Source organism: Psychrosphaera sp. F3M07 (genome assembly GCF_018860345.1).
Taxonomy (GTDB): domain Bacteria; phylum Pseudomonadota; class Gammaproteobacteria; order Enterobacterales; family Alteromonadaceae; genus Psychrosphaera; species Psychrosphaera aquimarina.
Map to the genome: position 1 here is coordinate 300,959 of NZ_JAHKPJ010000025.1, position 18,786 is coordinate 319,744.

General features: G+C 38.1%; 15 protein-coding genes. 8 read left to right on the top strand and 7 right to left on the bottom strand.

Going from position 1 to position 18,786, the window contains the following annotated elements; translation table 11 throughout:
* Positions 1 to 65 precede the first annotated feature (65 nt).
* Positions 66 to 1,313 (top strand): diguanylate cyclase, encoded by a 1,248-nt coding sequence (locus KO505_RS15415; RefSeq protein ID WP_216056347.1) that lies wholly within the window; start codon positions 66 to 68, stop codon positions 1,311 to 1,313.
* A 72-nt stretch (positions 1,314 to 1,385) separates the two neighbouring features.
* On the opposite strand, the gene KO505_RS15420 is transcribed toward KO505_RS15415, so the two are convergent.
* From KO505_RS15420 to KO505_RS15450, 7 genes are all read right to left on the bottom strand, one after another.
* Positions 1,386 to 1,751 (bottom strand): hypothetical protein, encoded by a 366-nt coding sequence (locus KO505_RS15420; protein ID WP_216056348.1) that lies wholly within the window; start codon positions 1,749 to 1,751, stop codon positions 1,386 to 1,388.
* A gap of 66 nt (positions 1,752 to 1,817) precedes the next feature.
* Positions 1,818 to 2,255, bottom strand: coding sequence for a D-aminoacyl-tRNA deacylase (dtd, locus tag KO505_RS15425; protein ID WP_216056349.1), 438 nt, complete (start codon positions 2,253 to 2,255; stop codon positions 1,818 to 1,820).
* Positions 2,256 to 3,248 (bottom strand): prolyl aminopeptidase, encoded by a 993-nt coding sequence (gene pip / locus KO505_RS15430; protein WP_252731825.1) that lies wholly within the window; start codon positions 3,246 to 3,248, stop codon positions 2,256 to 2,258.
* Between the two features lie 66 nt (positions 3,249 to 3,314).
* The gene (locus KO505_RS15435; RefSeq protein WP_216056350.1) at positions 3,315 to 4,286 is read right to left on the bottom strand and encodes a M28 family peptidase; all 972 of its coding nucleotides are present in this window, start codon (positions 4,284 to 4,286) and stop codon (positions 3,315 to 3,317) included.
* 111 nt (positions 4,287 to 4,397) lie between these two features.
* Positions 4,398 to 5,039, bottom strand: a complete 642-nt coding sequence (gene pyrE, locus KO505_RS15440) for an orotate phosphoribosyltransferase (RefSeq protein WP_216056351.1) — start codon at positions 5,037 to 5,039, stop codon at positions 4,398 to 4,400.
* 93 nt (positions 5,040 to 5,132) lie between these two features.
* On the bottom strand, positions 5,133 to 5,846 hold the full coding sequence (gene rph, locus KO505_RS15445) for a ribonuclease PH (protein ID WP_216056352.1): 714 nt from the start codon (positions 5,844 to 5,846) through the stop codon (positions 5,133 to 5,135).
* A 251-nt stretch (positions 5,847 to 6,097) separates the two neighbouring features.
* The gene (locus KO505_RS15450; RefSeq protein ID WP_216056499.1) at positions 6,098 to 7,972 is read right to left on the bottom strand and encodes a DEAD/DEAH box helicase; all 1,875 of its coding nucleotides are present in this window, start codon (positions 7,970 to 7,972) and stop codon (positions 6,098 to 6,100) included.
* A 316-nt stretch (positions 7,973 to 8,288) separates the two neighbouring features.
* On the opposite strand from KO505_RS15450, the gene KO505_RS15455 reads away from it, so the two are divergent.
* The 7 genes from KO505_RS15455 to KO505_RS15485 all read left to right on the top strand — a co-directional run bounded on the left by KO505_RS15455 (position 8,289) and on the right by KO505_RS15485 (position 18,767).
* On the top strand, positions 8,289 to 9,152 hold the full coding sequence (locus KO505_RS15455) for a YicC/YloC family endoribonuclease (RefSeq protein WP_216056353.1): 864 nt from the start codon (positions 8,289 to 8,291) through the stop codon (positions 9,150 to 9,152).
* Positions 9,153 to 10,040: 888 nt separating this feature from the next.
* Positions 10,041 to 10,331, top strand: a complete 291-nt coding sequence (locus KO505_RS15460) for a helix-turn-helix domain-containing protein (RefSeq protein ID WP_216056354.1) — start codon at positions 10,041 to 10,043, stop codon at positions 10,329 to 10,331.
* A 3-nt stretch (positions 10,332 to 10,334) separates the two neighbouring features.
* Positions 10,335 to 11,678 (top strand): HipA domain-containing protein, encoded by a 1,344-nt coding sequence (locus KO505_RS15465; RefSeq protein ID WP_216056355.1) that lies wholly within the window; start codon positions 10,335 to 10,337, stop codon positions 11,676 to 11,678.
* A gap of 391 nt (positions 11,679 to 12,069) precedes the next feature.
* A complete protein-coding gene (locus KO505_RS15470; RefSeq protein WP_216056356.1) occupies positions 12,070 to 14,385 on the top strand; it encodes a pre-peptidase C-terminal domain-containing protein in 2,316 nt (771 codons plus the stop codon).
* A 4-nt stretch (positions 14,386 to 14,389) separates the two neighbouring features.
* Positions 14,390 to 15,418: a hypothetical protein gene (locus KO505_RS15475; RefSeq protein ID WP_216056357.1), complete on the top strand. Its 1,029-nt coding sequence runs from the start codon at positions 14,390 to 14,392 to the stop codon at positions 15,416 to 15,418.
* 328 nt (positions 15,419 to 15,746) lie between these two features.
* Positions 15,747 to 17,738, top strand: coding sequence for a right-handed parallel beta-helix repeat-containing protein (locus KO505_RS15480; RefSeq protein ID WP_216056358.1), 1,992 nt, complete (start codon positions 15,747 to 15,749; stop codon positions 17,736 to 17,738).
* Between the two features lie 159 nt (positions 17,739 to 17,897).
* On the top strand, positions 17,898 to 18,767 hold the full coding sequence (locus KO505_RS15485) for a nuclease-related domain-containing protein (protein WP_216056359.1): 870 nt from the start codon (positions 17,898 to 17,900) through the stop codon (positions 18,765 to 18,767).
* The last annotated feature ends 19 nt before the right edge of the window (positions 18,768 to 18,786 follow it).

Sequence of the window (18,786 nt, forward strand, 5' to 3'; positions counted from 1 at the left end):
ATTCTTATTGCGGGTTTACGCATATAGTGCTTAACTCTACAACACAGTAATATAAAAAAGTGCGCATGAATAAGCTCAACGTTTTAATTGTCGAAGATAGTAAACCTATTCTTCAAATCCACAAACATTTAGTAACCAATGCTGGTTTTAATCCGGTCACTGCAGAAACATTCGCTGAAGTGAAAGCGTTAGAGCACATGTTTCCTGACTTCTTTTGTGCAATTATTGATTACAGCTTACCCGATGCTCCAAATGGTGAAGCCATCCCTTATCTGTTAGATCATAACGTTCCTGGCGTTGTCATGACCGGCATGATCGACGATGAAACCCGAGATACCATTTTAAATTTACCCGTAATTGACTACATCACTAAAGAAAGCAAACAAGCCTACACCTACTTACAGCACTTGTTAGTTAAGCTCAGAGTTAATCATTTAATTAAAATCTTGGTTGTAGATGAATCCGATGACTCCAGAGAGTATTTAAAACGATTATTAAATCGTCATAACTATGACGTTATCTTGGCAAGTACCGGCGCAGAAGCCATCGCTCAACTAGAAAAACATCCTACTATCAAGTTAGTGATCACCGACAAAGAATTACCTAATATGGATGGGATTGAATTATGTAATCAAATCCGTTCTAAATACTCTAAAGATGAAATCAGTATTATTGGTTTGTCTGGTGCAGATAATCCTGCCCTCACCGCTAAATTCATCAAGAACGGTGCAAATGACTTTTTAACTAAACCATTCTGTTTAGAAGAGTTTTATTGCCGGGTTTTACAAAACATCGAGTTTATTGAGAGTGTAGAAACCATTCGCCGGCAAGCCAACACCGATTACCTTACTGGTTTATACAACCGACGTTACTTTTTCGAAAAGGTGTCGCCTGAAATTACCAAACGATTTGATGGCTCTACCAACTCAACACTTGCTATGATGGACATCGATCACTTTAAATCGGTGAATGACACTTACGGCCATGACGCCGGTGATGAAATATTAAAAGCCACAGCCCAGTTAATCCAACAGCATTTTTCAGCAGACTATTTAGCGGCCAGAATTGGCGGTGAAGAATTTTGTATATTCTTAGATACCTTAGCCAGAGACGAAGCTACATTGTTACTGGATAATTTCCGTCAAGAAATGGAAAACATGTCCGTTGAAGTGGGTGGCAATACAATTAAATGCACCATCAGTATTGGTGTTGCCCATTGTTGCGAAGACTCTTTTGACGGCATTATGATCAAAGCCGACGAGTTGTTATACGAAGCGAAAGAAGCCGGTCGTAACGTAGTCATTACTGACTAAGCCCAAATTACACATATAAAAAAAGGGAAGCATGACTTCCCTATTTTTTTGCCTAATCAACTAAGTTAAACCTTAATCGTCAATGGCATCTTTTAATTCTTCTAACATATCTTCTGCTTTCTCTTTCACATCTTCTAACGTGGCAGTTTGTTCAACTATCAAACCGTTTAGGTTCATGCCAACAAAAGTCCCTTCTGCACCAACAGCAAGAACTAACAAGGCAATAATGATTGCTCTGGAGATCAGTTTCATTACAAAACTCACTATCAGCCAAGCTATCACAACCACAGCGCCAATATGGAAATACGTAATGTTTTCACTTGGTATCGCTGCAACTTGTTCCATTAAATTAGTTTCATTTAATAATTTAACTAAATAACCTGACAAACCTAATGCTGCCGCGCCGGCTAAATACGTAATTAATTTTAAAATGCCCATTTCCCTTCCCTTTTCATTTTTAGTGTTTTTATTTTATAAGTATTCATTTTATTAGGCCTAGAACGTTTACACCTCAAGATTAAAGGTCACTGGTCCATCATTGACTAAGCCCACTTGCATGTCTGCACCAAACTTCCCGGTTTGAGTCGTTATGCCTGCTTGTTTACATTGTTCAACAAAATAATCGTATAACTGTTCCCCCAATTCTGGGCTAGCCCCTCTGGAGAAACCTGGGCGAGTGCCCTTTTTTGTGTCCGCCACTAAAGTAAACTGAGATACAACTAGCAGCTCACCCTCTACTTGTTTCAAACTTAAATTCATTCTGCCATCGGCATCAGAGAATATACGGTAATTGGTGATCCGTTGCACTAATCTGTCGGCTTTGGCCTTGTCATCATCTTTGGCGACTCCCAATAACACTAACAAACCTTGGCCAATCTTTCCTATGGTTTGATTATCCACATCGACTTGGGCGGATTTTACTCTTTGAATCAAGGCGATCATTTAACTTAACTTCTCCTGTTTAATATAATTTGCCATTTCATCACTGGCTCTAACTAATCCATCAATAATGCCAATTTCAGTGCAGCTGTGGCCTGCTTCAGGAATTATTTCTAACAAGCCATTTTCCCAGAATCGACTCAATTCATAAGCCCCTTCTGGTTTACATACAATATCGTAACGACCATGGATTATATAACCTGGAATATGACTAATACGACCAATCTCACTGATGATCTCGTGTTCGTACATAAAACAATTGTTAGTAAAGTAATGACACGCTAACAAGGATCCCGCTATCACTTCTTTATTAGTCATTTGCAATGACCCTGAACTTGGTTTCAGTTTAGATATGCTGGACTCCCAATGGGCAAATTGTTTGGCCGCTGAAAGTTGCACTAAGTCATTATCACCAGTGAGCTGTTCGTAATAATCCGCTATTAACTCAGCCACTGAATCTGCATTTTTGCCTCTGATAAAATTAGCATGTCGTTCAGGGTAAATTTGACTAGCCCCAACTTTAGTGCCGTATAACCAATCGAGATCTTGTTGACGCCCTAAAAACACACCTCTTAAAATCAATCCCAATACTAAGCTTGGATACTCAATGGCATAAATTAACGCTACAGTCGTTCCCCAACTTCCACCAGCAACAACCCAACGTTTTATATTTAAATGCTGGCGGATAACTTCCATATCTTTGGTTAAATCCGACAGTGTATTATTCCAAGTAGCATTGATGTCGTTGGCACAATGCGGAGTAGACTTTCCACAACCACGCTGATCAAATAATATAATGCGATAGTGTTCTGGGTTATAGAAACGTCGATACAAAGGGTCTGATCCGCCACCAGGGCCACCATGACAATACACCACAGGTATGCCATCAGGGTTACCGCTTTCTTCTACATAAATAACATGACCGTCAGAGACAGGAACCATATAACTTTGGTTTATTTGAATGTCGGGAAATAAAGGACGCATAAAAACAGTCATTCTCTAATCATTTAGGGAAACATTATAGTATGACTGCAAACCACGAGTGTGAAGTACTTATTGTAATTAATTATTGGATTGTATCTGCTGGGGAAGTAATTGCTCTAGCTGCTGTAAACTCACTAAAATAGCGTTAACCCCTTGTAGGTAAAAACTTATATTGGCGTTTTCAAAAGTATCATTCACGGTATGATAATCTTTATGAGTATCTACACCAAAATACAAATACGCTATGTTCTTTTTCCTAAACTCAGAGTGATCACTGGCTTTTTTCCAATCAATTGGTTTGAGTTTGTTTGATAGTCGACCGCCGCCAACTCGGTCATGCCCACGCTTAAGTTTAAAACTATTGGTTTGTAACAGCTCGTTGGTGTGACTGATCACCGTCTTCAAGTTTTTATTTCCTCGAGTGCCAGCTACATACAAGGTTTTCCACTTCGCATCTTGCGATAACATGTCTAAGTTAATATTTAGCACGATTGCATCGAGTGGAACCGGAGGGTTTGATATAAACTCTTTTGCGCCTTTGAGCCCATCTTCCTCAGCATCTGTCGCTAGAAAGATAATAGAATATTGTGGTGGGTGCTCAGAAAAATAACGGGATAACGCCAACATAGCGGCCACACCAGATGCATTGTCGTCTGCCCCATTAAATACACTTCGGCCATTATCACCTAAGTGATCATAATGTGCTGTCACTAGCCAGTACAAATTAGGATATTTTATACCCGTCACGTACCCTAACAAATTGACACCGCTCTTATTCTGGCGTGAAGACTCATAATTAAACTTGTGCTGATAATTAACATTGAAACTTAATAATTTATTCGTTTTGAATTCTTGCGTTATGTACTTTTGCGCTAATAAATGACCTGAAGTCTGTGGCTTTCGTCCAGCGAGTTCATCACTCGATAAATATTTAAAATTGGTTAGAAGACGATCGGTATTAATATTATTAGATGATAATTGTGGAAATGCCGCATTAGCATAAAACGCCAAACAGCTAAGAAATGTTAGTAGTAGTTTTATATTTTTCATCACCACAGTTTAGATTATAAACACTTAATTTAGCTATAAAAAAACCGCTTAAATTAAGCGGTTTTTAACTAACATTATATATTACTCACTAAACAAATAAGTTAGCTTTCTTTAAACACCATAACTGGCACGGTACGCTTCTACTTTAGGTAAAAACTCAGCGTAATCTGGATTTTGTTTTAAATAAGAAACCAAATCTGCCAAGGTCACAATTGAAATAACTTTAGTATTAAAGTCGCGCTCAACTTCTTGAATAGCAGACAATTCAGCTTTGCCTTTTTCTTGGCGATCCAGCGCAATTAATACACCTGATAAATCAGCACCTTGCTGGGCAATGATCTCCATGGATTCACGTATTGCAGTACCTGCAGTGATCACGTCATCCACTAACATGATCTTGCCATTAAGTTCTGCGCCAACCAAGCTACCACCTTCACCGTGTGTTTTTTTCTCTTTACGATTAAAACAGTAAGGCGTATCCACATCATGATGATCCGCAAGAGCAACCGCCGTGGTAGTGGCAATTGGAATGCCTTTATATGCAGGGCCAAACAACACATCAAACTCAATATTAGAGTCAACCAAAGCTGCCGCATAAAAACGACCTAACCGAGCTAAATCACGACCCGTATTAAACAAACCCGCATTAAAAAAATAAGGACTAGTACGCCCAGATTTTAAGGTGAATTCACCAAACTTTAACACCTGCTTTTCTAACGCGAATTCAATAAATTCTTTTTGATAATCTTTCATAAGTTCCTCAAGTTCCGAGTTACGAGGCACGAGTTGCGAGTGTTAGCTTTTGCTCGATACTCGCAGCTCGGCTCTCGTTACTCATGGCTGCTCTTAAGCTAACGCTTTTTTCTGTTCATCTATTAATTCTTTGATGGCATGTTTAGCTAATCCCATCATTTCTTGCATTTCGTCAAAGCTAAATGGTTCTTCTTCTGCTGTGCCTTGTACTTCGATTAAACGGCCATCTTCGGTCATCACAACATTCATGTCGGTTTCAGCTTCTGAGTCTTCAACATACTCAAGGTCCGCAATTGGTGTCCCTTTGTAAACACCAACAGAAATAGCAGCAATAAGATGTTTAAGTGGGTTAGCTTTAACCATGTTCTTTTTCAACATGTAATTAATGGCATCAACCAAAGCAACACAAGCGCCGGTAATTGACGCAGTACGAGTACCACCGTCAGCTTGAATCACATCACAGTCAATTGTGATTGTATTTTCGCCTAATACTTTTAAGTCTACCGCAGCACGTAAAGAACGAGCGATTAAACGTTGTATTTCCATCGTACGGCCAGTTTGTTTGCCACGAGCGGCTTCACGTTGGTTACGAGTGTGAGTAGAGCGCGGTAACATGCCATATTCAGCATTGATCCAACCTTTGCCTTGCCCTTTCATAAAACGTGGTACACCACTTTCTACGGTAGCAGTACAAAGAACTTTGGTATCGCCTATTTCAATTAATACCGAACCTTCAGCATGTGCTGTGAAGTTACGTGTAATGGTAACTGGACGAATTTGAGATGTGGTTCTGCCACTTGGACGCATATAGACCTCTATCTAATAAACGACTAAGTCTGTTACTTAAGACTCAGCCTAACAATAACTCTTAAAATTTAATGCATTATAGAAAATTCAATCCCTTGCTGCATGGATAATTTTCATTTGAATTTAATAAACCTGATCACCACGTTAAGTTAAGCCGTGAGTATTAAAACCAATAAACATTTTGCTGCATTACAAATTAAAAAAAAGGTGCAAATAAATGCACCTTTTTTTGTTTAGAACGTATAGCTCTATTAATCACGACTTCCGCGATTTGATGGACGAGAACGACCACCATCACGTTGTCCACGATGACCTTCGCCACCACGACCACGTCCGCCGTCACGACGAGGGCGAGCTGGACGATCATCACGACCAACACCTTCGCCACCACGTGGGTCTACTTTAAGATCCAGTTGTTGGTTACGAATACGCGTCTGTTTTAACTGTTGCTGTACTTCTGTAGGCATATCAGCCGGTAATTCAACCACTGAGAAGTTAGGCATAAGTTTAATGTTACCAATGAACTTAGAGCTTAAGTTTGCTTCGTTTGCGATAGCGCCAACGATATCTCTTGGAGTTGCACCATGTTCACGGCCAACTTCAATACGGTATGCTTGCATTTTAACGCCAGGATCACGGTCTGTACGAGGACCACGTTCGCTGCGATCTCTGTCACGTCCGCCACGCTCACCGCGGTCTCTGTCGCGTCCGTTTCTTTCACGGCCACCACGATCACCACTTCTGTCATCGGCGTTGTTATGCCCAGGCATACTGCGACCTTTAACTTGTAATGGCGCTTCTTGTTGAGCTAAGAATGCTAATGCACCCGCAACTTCAGCAATTTCCATGTTATGTTCTGCAGCAAATTCAGCCGCTAACTTGTTAAAGAACTCTAATTCTTGAGAACCCAACGCATCGGCAACTTTCTCTTTGAAAGAAGACACACGTAATTGTGTAACTTCTTCATTTGAAGGTGCTTCATAAGGCAAGATAGTTTGCTTAGTTTCACGTTCAATCGTTTTTAATAAACGACGCTCACGTGGCGCAGCAAACAAGATTGCATTACCTTTACGTCCAGCACGACCAGTACGGCCAACACGGTGAACATAAGACTCAACATCATATGGTAAATCGTAGTTAATAACGTGAGTTACACGTTCAACGTCGATACCACGGGCTGCAACGTCTGTTGCAATGATAATGTCTAAACGACCAGATTTTAAAGACTCAATACACTGTTCACGGTGTGATTGGTTCATGTCACCGTTAAGTGCTGCAGCGGCGTAACCTCTTGCAGATAACTTATCAGCTAATTCACCCGTACTTTGACGAGTTTTAACAAAGATAATCATGCCTTCAAATTGGATTAATTCCAAAATGCGCGTTAATACATCTAATTTTTGGTTGTTATTAACAATCCAATATTGTTGCGTAATATTTGAGTGGCTCGCCGTTTTAGGCTTAATGCGCACTTCTTTAGGATTTTTTAAGTAGTTTTTAGTTACTTTTAATATTTGTGCTGGCATGGTTGCAGAGAACAAAGCAATCTGTGTATTTTTAGCAACACTTTCCATGATCCATTCAACATCGTCGATGAAACCCATACGTAACATTTCATCAGCTTCGTCCAAAATAACCATTTTCAGGTTAGACAAATCCAATGTTTCACGACGCATGTGATCCATAACACGACCAGGCGTACCAACAACAACATGTACACCACGTTTTAAAGAACGTAATTGTGTACGGAAGTCTTGGCCACCATAAATTGGTAATACGTGGAAACCTTTAAGTTTCTCAGCATAAGTCGTGAACGCTTCAGCTACCTGAATAGCTAATTCACGAGTTGGAGTTAAAACCAACACTTGTGGAGAGTTAATTTTTGCATCTAATTTACATAAAGCAGGTAATGCAAACGCAGCTGTTTTACCTGTACCCGTTTGTGCAATACCTAAAACGTCATCGCCGTTTAAAATATGAGGAATACATTCTGCTTGGATTGGTGAAGGTGTTTCATAACCTACGCTTGTTACTGCATCTAATACTGCAGGGCTTAAGCCTAAGTCTGCAAATTTTAGTTCGGCAACCGCGGCTGCTTCTAGTTGGGGTGTTACTTTTTCTGTCATTGTTTTACTCACATCTACCCCAACTTCACGCGTCAATCCATTATCACTCACATGCGCGTTACCTTACGTAACTATCCGAGCTTAGCCTGTCTATGGGGGAATCAAAAGGGCGCGCATTCTACGCTTTTTAAATAAAAATAGCGAGTACTTTTGACTAATAAATCATCATTTTAAAGTATTTACTTAAATCTTTAGGATAATAACGACCTAATACCCTATAAATTAGCCAGCTAGCTGCGTCGCGGTTATACTTGCAAAAATATTATAGTTTCATTTTCTAATTAAACACTTTCTTATTAAAACAAAGGACTCGCTTGTGATCCAAAGTATGACTGCCTACGCCCGTACCGAAACCAAAGGTGATTGGGGCACCGCTGTGTGGGAAATCCGTTCTGTTAACCAACGTTATTTAGAAACCTACATTCGACTACCAGAACAGTTCCGTTCATTAGAAGCCATATTACGCGAGCGTTTACGTAAACAACTGCAACGTGGCAAAGTAGAAGTCTTTTTAAAATACACACCCAATCCGTCAGCAGTCACCCAGTTAACGATTAATAAAACCTTAGCAAAACAGTTAATCGACAGCGCATCTTGGATCACCAACGAAGCAGCCTCAGGGGAAATCAACCCAGTCGACATTCTAAAATGGCCTGGTGTAATGCAAGCCGAAGAAACCGACATGAATGCCGTACAACAAGAAATATTGGCCGCGTTCACACCACTGATTAAAGACTTCATCGACGCCAGAGCCAGCGAAGGTGCAAACCTAAAAGACATGATAGACACAAGATTGGAAGGCGTATTAGAACAATCAAAAATTGTTTCTGCTCACCTACCTGAAATCATGAAATGGCAAAAAGAACGCATCACATCCCGCTTAGAAGAAGCTGGCGTAGAGATTGACGAACAACGCCTAGAACAAGAACTGATTTACATGGCACAAAAAACCGACGTAGCCGAAGAACTAGACCGCCTACAAAGCCACGTAACAGAAACTCAAAAAATAATGAAAAAAGGCGGCGCATGCGGCCGCAGACTAGACTTCATGATGCAAGAGTTCAACCGCGAATCAAACACCCTAGCCTCAAAATCAATCAATTCAGAAGTAACCAACGCAGCCGTTGAATTAAAAGTACTTATTGAGCAAATGCGGGAACAAATTCAGAATATAGAGTAGTGTTTATTCAGTAAGATTCACAACATTCCAACTATTAGGTTTTTCCTAATAGTTGGAATAAACAGTTAAATTTTCCAGCATAAAATCACACCTTATAAAACTGGTTACTAATTGGGTTACTAACTCATAAATCAGAGCCACTTTTATCGCTTAACTTACTGGTCTAATAAAGTATGTTTATAGTACTCTATGAGCTTATATAAACTATTAGTAATTAGTTTTTACATTACATTCACAAAATCAGTCAAGTTTAGTGCACCATTCAAGTTTTATTCACGAAATACTCACTGGAATTAATAAAAACCTGCTTTGAGGTGGTGATGACGGTGTCAATTCACTACTTGAAGCAACTTGTCTCCTCATTTTGCTCACCACATTTGGGTTGGGAATTTGAGGAGAAAACTTGTGAGTAAAACCGATTAATCTAAACAGATTAAAGCCCTAGTTTATTTAGGCAACCATGCCTTTCAGAATGTCTATCCAAGTTTATATATTGATATAAAATCCGCAGGTATTGCTAATACAGCTATTACTACTTCTCAAGTTCTAAATTTACTGCGTAGTAACTAACTAGATCACCCGCCAAAGTGCGCTTTAATGAAATAAATTAATCGCTGGTGAACTAACAGAACCGAAAAGGCCTACTATTAAATAAGAAAGCCACGATTTCTTAAGTGATTTCCCTGTTATTACGAACAATAGTTCACCACTTCTAGTGAACAATTATTAAGTTACTACTGCGATAGCTTATATTCACCAATTATAGTGAATATAAGCTAACTTATGCTTACCACTTAATTTATTCATCTATAATGGTGAATATTTATTGCTAATGTTACTATTGACAATATAATCACTATTAGTGGTGAATAATTAGGTACTATCAATATGGCTAATCGAGTTAAAGTTTCAGACATGCCAAACTCTGCATACATAGAAGATGCAGAAGTACTAGGTAAGCTAGTCAAAGCAAAACGAACAAAGCTGAATATGAAGCTAGCAGACTGCGCAGCGCTATGTGGAGTCGGTATAAATACTCTATCACGTATTGAAAACGGTAATGCAAATTGTACTTTGTCCGCAGTGTTTTCTGTTTTACAAGGGTTAGGGATAAAGCTAATAACAAAAGAGCTACTAACTCCCAACTCTAATTCTATAGCTGATAACGAGTGGGTCTAACTGATGACTGATAAATTAGATGCCTACAGCCTAAATGTAAAATTTGCGGAAAACGTTATCGGTGAACTTTCACTGAATAAGGAAACTGGCTTACCCAAACTAGAATACAATCATGATTGGCAACAAAATGGTTTCGCCATATCTCCAAACCTAACTCTTGATAATAATCACGATAACACTGTTGCATATAACTTTCTTGATAATGCCTTACCAGAAGGCAAAGCTCGATTACTCCTTGCAGAAAGGGCTGGAGTTTCAGAAAAGAATGTTTTCTCACAAATACGTGAAATAGGTGGCGATCTTTCAGGGGCAGTCACGTTTACGACTAACGGCATTGAACAGAATGTAAATGAAGCTGATGGTCCTGCTTTCAGATTACTCACTAAAGATGAGCTTGAAAGTAGACTAGATACTAAAGAAGATATAGGTCTATTAACCTGGGACGACAAGCCGAGGCTCAGTGTGGCGGGTGTACAGGATAAACTCAACGTCTTCATAAATGAAAATGACGAAATTGGTTTTGGTGACGGAACACTGTGCTCTACGCATATCTTAAAATTTGAAAAGAAACACTGTCTAAATCTAGTTCTCAACGAATACTTTTGTATGAAGCTATCCGCAGCAGTTGGCTTACCTACTGCTGAAGTCGAGTTTATTCGATTTGGAAAACACCCAGCGCTTATTGTTCATCGTTTTGATAGAAAATATGTCTCGGAGAAAAAACAAGTCTATAGGAGGCACGTCATTGACGGGTGCCAAGCTTTAAACTTGCCTAGGGATTTTAAATACGAACGAAATTTGGGTGATAACAGAGATGTACAGCATATTAGAGATGGTGTAAGCCTCACTAAATTATTTGAGTTCAGTAGAACAATGTCTTCTCCTGCTCAAAGCGCACAATGGCTAATCAACTGGCAGTTATTTAATTTAATCATTAGTAATTATGATAGTCATGGCAAAAACGTATCACTGTTTTGGGGTAAGGATAATAGTAGTTTCACTCCTGCTTATGACCTCGTAAATATTGCAATGTTTCCTCAATTTAAACATGTATTAGCCATGGCAATGGGAGATGAGTTTGACCCCAATGATATCAATGCTTATCAGTTAGCTGATTTTGCGGAAACTTGTGCAATAGATAAAAAATTATTGGCAAGATTACTTTCTAATTTAACTAAAAAAGTGCTGTCCACTTTAACAACTGAATCTTTTATTCAAACTCTAATCAAGACCAATGACTTTTCAGTAGAAGAACAGATATACCTATGTCAATTAAAAGACAATATTGTATCAAGAGCACAACATTTAGACTCTCAAATTGCAATGATCTCGACAATAGAAGTATAGCTAGAGTTCATTTTGCTTTTAGCTGGAAATTACGGATTGAAAAAACAATCGGAGTGGCAATTTCACTATTTCTGCATATCGGAGGTATGAAGCTTAAAGTTTAGAGTCTCTACAAAGAATAAATGAGCAGCTTAAATACTTATTTGTAAAATTGTTGTGCAAAGTGACATTGGTAACAATAAATACATTCAGAACTAACACACCTAAATACTCGAATATAACTTATTCTGTAACAACTCCCATTTACTATTAAAAACCCATATATTAAGGATTAGGATATTTTTATTTCTATGTGTCTAGTAATTCTTTATTAAGTTTAATATATTCATAAAGTTAATAAAATTAAATGTCGGATTATGACATTTGACTAATCTAAAATATGGAGTCAAGGATGACAATTAAACGCTTTATTCGTCTTGTATTTATAACTATTACTTTTTCTATTTTAATCGGTTGTGAATCTGGAAGCACTTCGGATGAAAAAGAAAAAAACAAAACACCGACAACCTCCAGTACTCAATCTTATTCTTTTACAGTCATTGACGGTTACTTACAATTCGCCACTGTATGGTTAGACTTAAATAACAACGGTATTCTTGATACAGATGAACCTTCTGCTACTTCCCAAAAAAATGGTAAAGGAGTACTTACTCTATCTTCTGAAATCACACCGGAAGATTATAATCTTATTGCGTATGCTGAAGCTGGCAAAACTTTCGATGAAAGTTTAAATAATTACATACAAAAAGATTTTTTATTAGCATCTCCTAAGGGTGAACAATTCATTACCCCATTTACTACTCTGGTTTACTTAAAAACGAAACAATCCATTAGTAAAACTAGTGCAGTCTCACAAGTTAAATCAGAATTGCAACTGCAGTCTCATAACCTCTTAGTAGATTATATAGATACCAATGATTCTGTTCTTATGAATGTCGCGGAAGACTTGGTTCGACTTTCATTAATGCCTGATTCAAAAGATACATTTAATAATTGGATAGACGATCCACACACTACGTTCGAAAATATACAACAATATTCAGCACTGAGTATTAAAGATGGAGATAGAGTCAGAGTAATTAGAGATAGTAATAATGAATTGGCTAATGACTCTGATCTTGATGACATTGCAGACAATGAAGATCCTGACATAGATGGTGATTCAATAATAAATGATGAAGATGCATTTCCATTCGACTCTACCGAATCTTCAGACCTTGACAATGATGGTGTTGGTGATAACACCGATTTAGATATCGATGGTGATGGGATGATTAATGAGGAAGACAACGACCCTTTTTTAGCCGAATTCAATACTCTCCTAAATCCCGGCACTCTTATTTTATTTGAAACATATGAAGGTAATATGGCTAAGGATCAATGGCAATATTTCACGGTTGCATCCCCTACTGACTTAATGCTTAAAATTTCCCTTTCTAATTTGACTGGTGATGCCGATTTATATGTAAGCCAATCTAAATTCCCAACTAAATATGATTACCAATGCCGATCCAATTTGGCAAGCGATAAAAGCGAAATATGTATTGAGCGTGTAATAGAAAATACGTCATATTATATAGGTATATTGGCAAGAGAAGATTTAACTTTTAATTTGTTAGCCTTGACAGAATCTATTGTATACAAAAAAGCCATGTTGTTATTACATGGCTTAGCGTCGAGCCCTGAAACTTGGGACTCTATGATTAATGATGACAGCTTTTTTAATGGCAACTGCCAAATATTAACAACAGATAATTCTCCTTTATCCCTAACTGAGCCTAACAAAGATGGTATTAGTTGTTTTAATTTGGAGTTTGGAGCATTTGACAGAGGCAGTGGTTATTCAGCAACCGGATTAGATAACAAAGTATGTAATAATGTCGCAGGTTGTGATGGTGACTACACCACGTTCAAAGGACTGGGTATTGAAGTTGAAGCTGCCATTACTCGTATAATTGAACATTTAGGACAAGATACAAAAATATTTCTATTTGGCCATAGCCGTGGGGGGTTAGCAGCCCGTTCATATTTACAAAATACACAAACAACAAATAAACAGTTGGTAGAAGGCTTTGCTACAATAGGCACGCCACACCAAGGTTCACCACTAGGTAGATTTTATCAATATATGTATGAGAAGTGCATCCCTAAAAGTACTTATCGTCAAGATAACGGTAAATGTGAAGACGCTTGGGAAGTTATTGAAATGTTAAATGGTACAAGAACATACTTTGGATTTGATTTTGGACTGGAATATCAGATGGACCTTCAGGCCCCAAGTGTCGGGTATCTATCTACAGATTCAACTGAAATATCAACACTAAATGAAAATTTACTGAGTCTAGAAGAATTGATAATAGGACAATTATCATTTAGTGGCACAAAGTTTGGAATTTTAAGTAAAGATGCAGGTCTATCTGATTTTTATGATTTATATGCTTATCAATCATGGTTTTCTGGCGACCATCCACATCCTGATACACTAACTTATATTGAAAATGGCCAAACAAGAGCCTCGTATGCTGGTGACGGTATAGTTCCGGTGTATAGCCAACAACTTAGTTTATTATTAGAGAATGAAAGTATCAAAGTCACAGCAGAAGGCATAAATAAAACAGCTAATATTTTACATACGGAAGAAACTTCACAAGTATCGGACATCAGTGGATTGTTTGAAGAGCTATATCAAAGTTTAGGGTGGAAATAAACTTGTGAAAAAATCGACTATTATCTACTTTATTTCATTATTAATTATCTCTACTATTCTATTTAAGGTCGTAACGCCTGAACGTACCGCAATTTCTGAAACAAAGGTAGATAAGAAAGTTAATACTTCACAATCCATTAATGTCAGTACCGCACCTATAAGTAACAATCAAGATTCGAATAAATTAAACAATGAATCTGAACAGTTGTCTTCAAATGACAAACAGTTAAAAAATACAATTCGACTATTAAGTAATATATACAATAATAAAACTGTCGATTTAAAAGTTGAAAAGTCACTACTAAAGTATTTAAAAGATACTGATAATGCTGAAATCTATCAGGTAATAATAGACAATATACACAATGCTAATTTAGGAAATGAGAGTGACGATAGATTAGTTGAATATAGTTTAAGTTTATTAGCGGCTATCGATTCGACAAGGTCGGCACAAATTTTTTATGACTCTATTTCAACAGGTAAATGGCAAGGTTCAAACGCTATCTATACTGTAAGAAAATCCATTGAAAAGTTAGCTCGGACTCCAAACCACATAGAGTTAGTTCAAACAACATTTTCCAAAGTTTCCGAAGATAATCCATTCATTAATGAACTCGCAATCGCAATTGCAAAAAATGCAAAGAAAGAACAAATAGACTATTTAATTGGCTATATTGATAACAAATCTGTGACCAAAAGTAACGCAGCCACTCGCGCTATGAACAAAATAAAAGCTGAACCTTTAGTCCCACATATAATCAAATATATATCTGAAAATTCATCTATAGCTGTACAAAACACTGCCCTCAGTTCTTTAGCTAACATGGGACAATATGAAGCTACATCGGCGCTTATAACTTGGAGTTCGAAACAAGATATAACATCATCAAATCAAGTCAAAGAACTATTTACAATTGCGCTTCGAAGAAGCTCCTCTACAACTAGGGCTATTGAAAAAGAATTAAGCTCTAAAGTATTTGTAAGTAACGACATTAAAAATGTAATTATTCAATTAACAAAAAATGATAATTAACCACAAAGCTGGATTTGACAAATTAAGACTCTTATAGTGATGAAGTACTTAGGTTTGACTACCTGCATTATCTCTGGCAATCGACCAAGTTACCATTTGAATTGAAGCAATAAATTGAACACAAAGCTTTATTTCCTCATAAGTGTATACACGTTTTATTTATAACAATGAGGTATGCTGGGTTAAATTAAGAGTGACAAAAATAGCATTTTTTACTCCACTGATTGTACACTTGGTATGTAATGGCTTTTGAATAACCAGGCTGTGTGAAGTTTAACTAATTGTTTTTATCTAGGATCATTTGTCTTTTGAGTTTGGGAGAGTAGTTATGAATGTTTTGAGTTGGGGGTTTAGTGGGCTACTGATTTTATTATTGTGTTCTGGTTGCTCTGGTGGTTCTGAAGCAGATGACTTAGTAAATACTGATATCCCAGTAGAAGTTACCGACCCTGATACTGACTCAGACACTGATACTGACTCAGACACTGATACTGACCCAGATACTGATACTGACCCAGATACTGATACCGACCCAGACCCAGACACTGATACTGACCCAGACCCAGACCCAGACACTGATACTGACCCAGACCCAGACACTGATACTGACCCAGACACTGATACTAACCCAGATACTGATACCGACCCAGACACTGATACCGACCCAGACACTGATACCGACCCAGACACTACTTATTGGGAAGGTGAGTTAACCGAGGATACGACTTGGTCTGGAGATATCCAAGCTGGCTTTGTGGTCATTCCTCAAGGTATTACGTTGACGATTGAACCCGGTAGCAAAGTTGCATTTCGTGCTAGTCGTGATTATAAAAATCGCACTCCTGGGGGAATAGAAGTTCAAGGCGGGACTTTAAACGCTATTGGGACTGCACAACAACAAATTTTCTTTACTAGCGATTACCAGAAAATTGAAGGCGCTACTAAAGCCCTCAATGGAGATTGGGCTGGCATTACTATTGTTGATAGCACCAATTCTCGTATTGAATATGCAGTAGTCGAATTTGCTCACATAGGTGTATCACAATTTGATTCTAGTGCGGCCGTACGTTATTCGGTTATTCGCTGGAATAATGCAGAAGGATTATATGCTGAGCGTTCTTCACCTACCTTTGAATACAATACGTTATACCAAAATGCTTACCACGAAATCGCCTTAGAACAAGATAATACTAACGTGCAAATCCACCATAATATCTTTAAGCAAGGATTTGTGGCTTTGCATGCCGAAAACTCTTCGGTAATAGCCACTAATAATTATTTTTCAGATTACGCAAGTCACCCCGTGACCGCGGGAATGTCATCAACTTTGGAGCTGACAGATAATCACTTTTACATGTATCCAACTGAAGAGCACCTAGGTGGCGATTTAGAAAATGTCACCGTAACGGATTCAGGTTCAGTCACGCAAAGACTGTCGAGTGGAACAGAACCAACTGAGGGGTTTGGTTATTCCATACCCGCTGATTATGAATTAGGTTATAAACCGGCTGAATTAGAAGATGAATACCATTATACATATGACGAGCAAGACTCAACTCGAACGGTCATTCAAAGTTTAGGGCAAGGGTCTGATCTAAGTTTTGGATGGGCATTACATTTTGATGGTACTTATTTATGGCGTTTCAGTTTGGGCTATGGCCAATGCAAACCTGTGGCAGAAAAAGAAACCGGTCTTGACTTAATTCGATTTGACCCAAAAACAGAAACCTTTATCCGCATTGCCACCCACTTTGCCGTTAACCCTAGGGGCTTAACCATTGCCAATGGTGCTTTCTATGTAAATGACTTTAGCGAGAAAAAGATCTTTAAATTTTCAGTACCATCCGACCCTGTGGACTGTTTAAGAGAAGAAGCAACAGGAGAACAATCCGACACTCAAAAGGTAACACTTCTTGATGAAATAACGATACCTGAAGCCGATAAAGGTGGCACTATGGGTCTAACCTTTGATGGCACCGATCTACTGTTAAGTGCACGAGACCAAACTCGACTTTACCGCTTAAATTTAGAAGGTACTTTACAGCAAACCATTTCCTTACCGGATAACACCTTCACAGGCCAAGACATTACATGGCAAGACGGTCATTTATGGACGGTTGACTCGGGTGTAGGTTTGGGAAAATTTTCAATTGATGACACTTCAGCAACGTTAATTGGCAGTATTTACCCAGTGGCTAATGGCACTTGGGCAATGAGCAGCTCCAGCAATGGTCGTTTATGGACCTTACAAAAAACATGCGAATTATGGGACGACGACAAACTGTTTGAAATTCAACCTGAAACGCTAATATCTCCATAATTAAGTTATTTGGGAGTTGCGAAAGTAGCATTGTATTTGAAGCAAGAGATAGAACAGTTGCCAACAATGGGGGATTGGGTTTGATAGAACTAATTTTTAGTTGATAACTGCATTCCGTTAAAGCAAACTGAGTTTGAGTATTAACATTGAGATATACAAATGGATTTGATCAGTATTTTTGTAGTTGCCCTTCCCATTTACATTGCGCTCCCATTTATTTATTGGACAAAGCATAATCATAAAAACAAAAGGAAAGACCCTTTTTATGAATTCGAGATTGAAAGGCCAGCAGGTTATAGTTTAAGTAACGAAGTAATAAGCAAGGCGTTCGATGCCGGGGCATTACTGGCCAGTCTCGTGGTCGTTGGGGCAATGTGTTCACTTCTTATTGCTAATCAAACTTTAAACTTTCCAACCAAAATAACTCTAGCAATCATACTTTTTATAGTTTTAGTTTTTGTAATAAGACGTTTTATAAAAACCCAGAAACATATTTTTAACTTAACAGATGGGTTAAAAGCAGAACAAGTTGTTGGGCAATCACTGACTCAACTTCTTTACTCTGGTTTTCGTGTTTTCCATGATATTCCTGCTACTAGTTTAAAGTTTAATATTGATCATGTGGTTGTATGTCCTAGCGGTGTATTTGCGATTGAAACCAAAAGCCGAAGAAAAGGAATAACAGGGACTCATCATAAAGTGATGGTAAAAAATGACAGATTACAATTTTCTACATGGACTGATACTCAAACAATTGAACAGGCAAAACGCCAAACAAAATGGTTATCTCAAGAGTTAACATCATCAACTGGCGAGTATGTAGCCGTAAGCCCAATTGTTGCCCTGCCCGGTTACTTTGTAGAAAGAAAAGATAACTCATCGGTTTTAGTTTTAAATCACAAATTGTTATCAAATTCCAAAACTTATTCATCTACTAATCAGTTAACGCCTGAGCAAATTGACCGTATTTGTCACCAATTGAAACTACTGCAACGCGTTGATAGTGAATTGCAAAAAGCTAAGTCATAAAGTGTAAAAGGACTTCCAT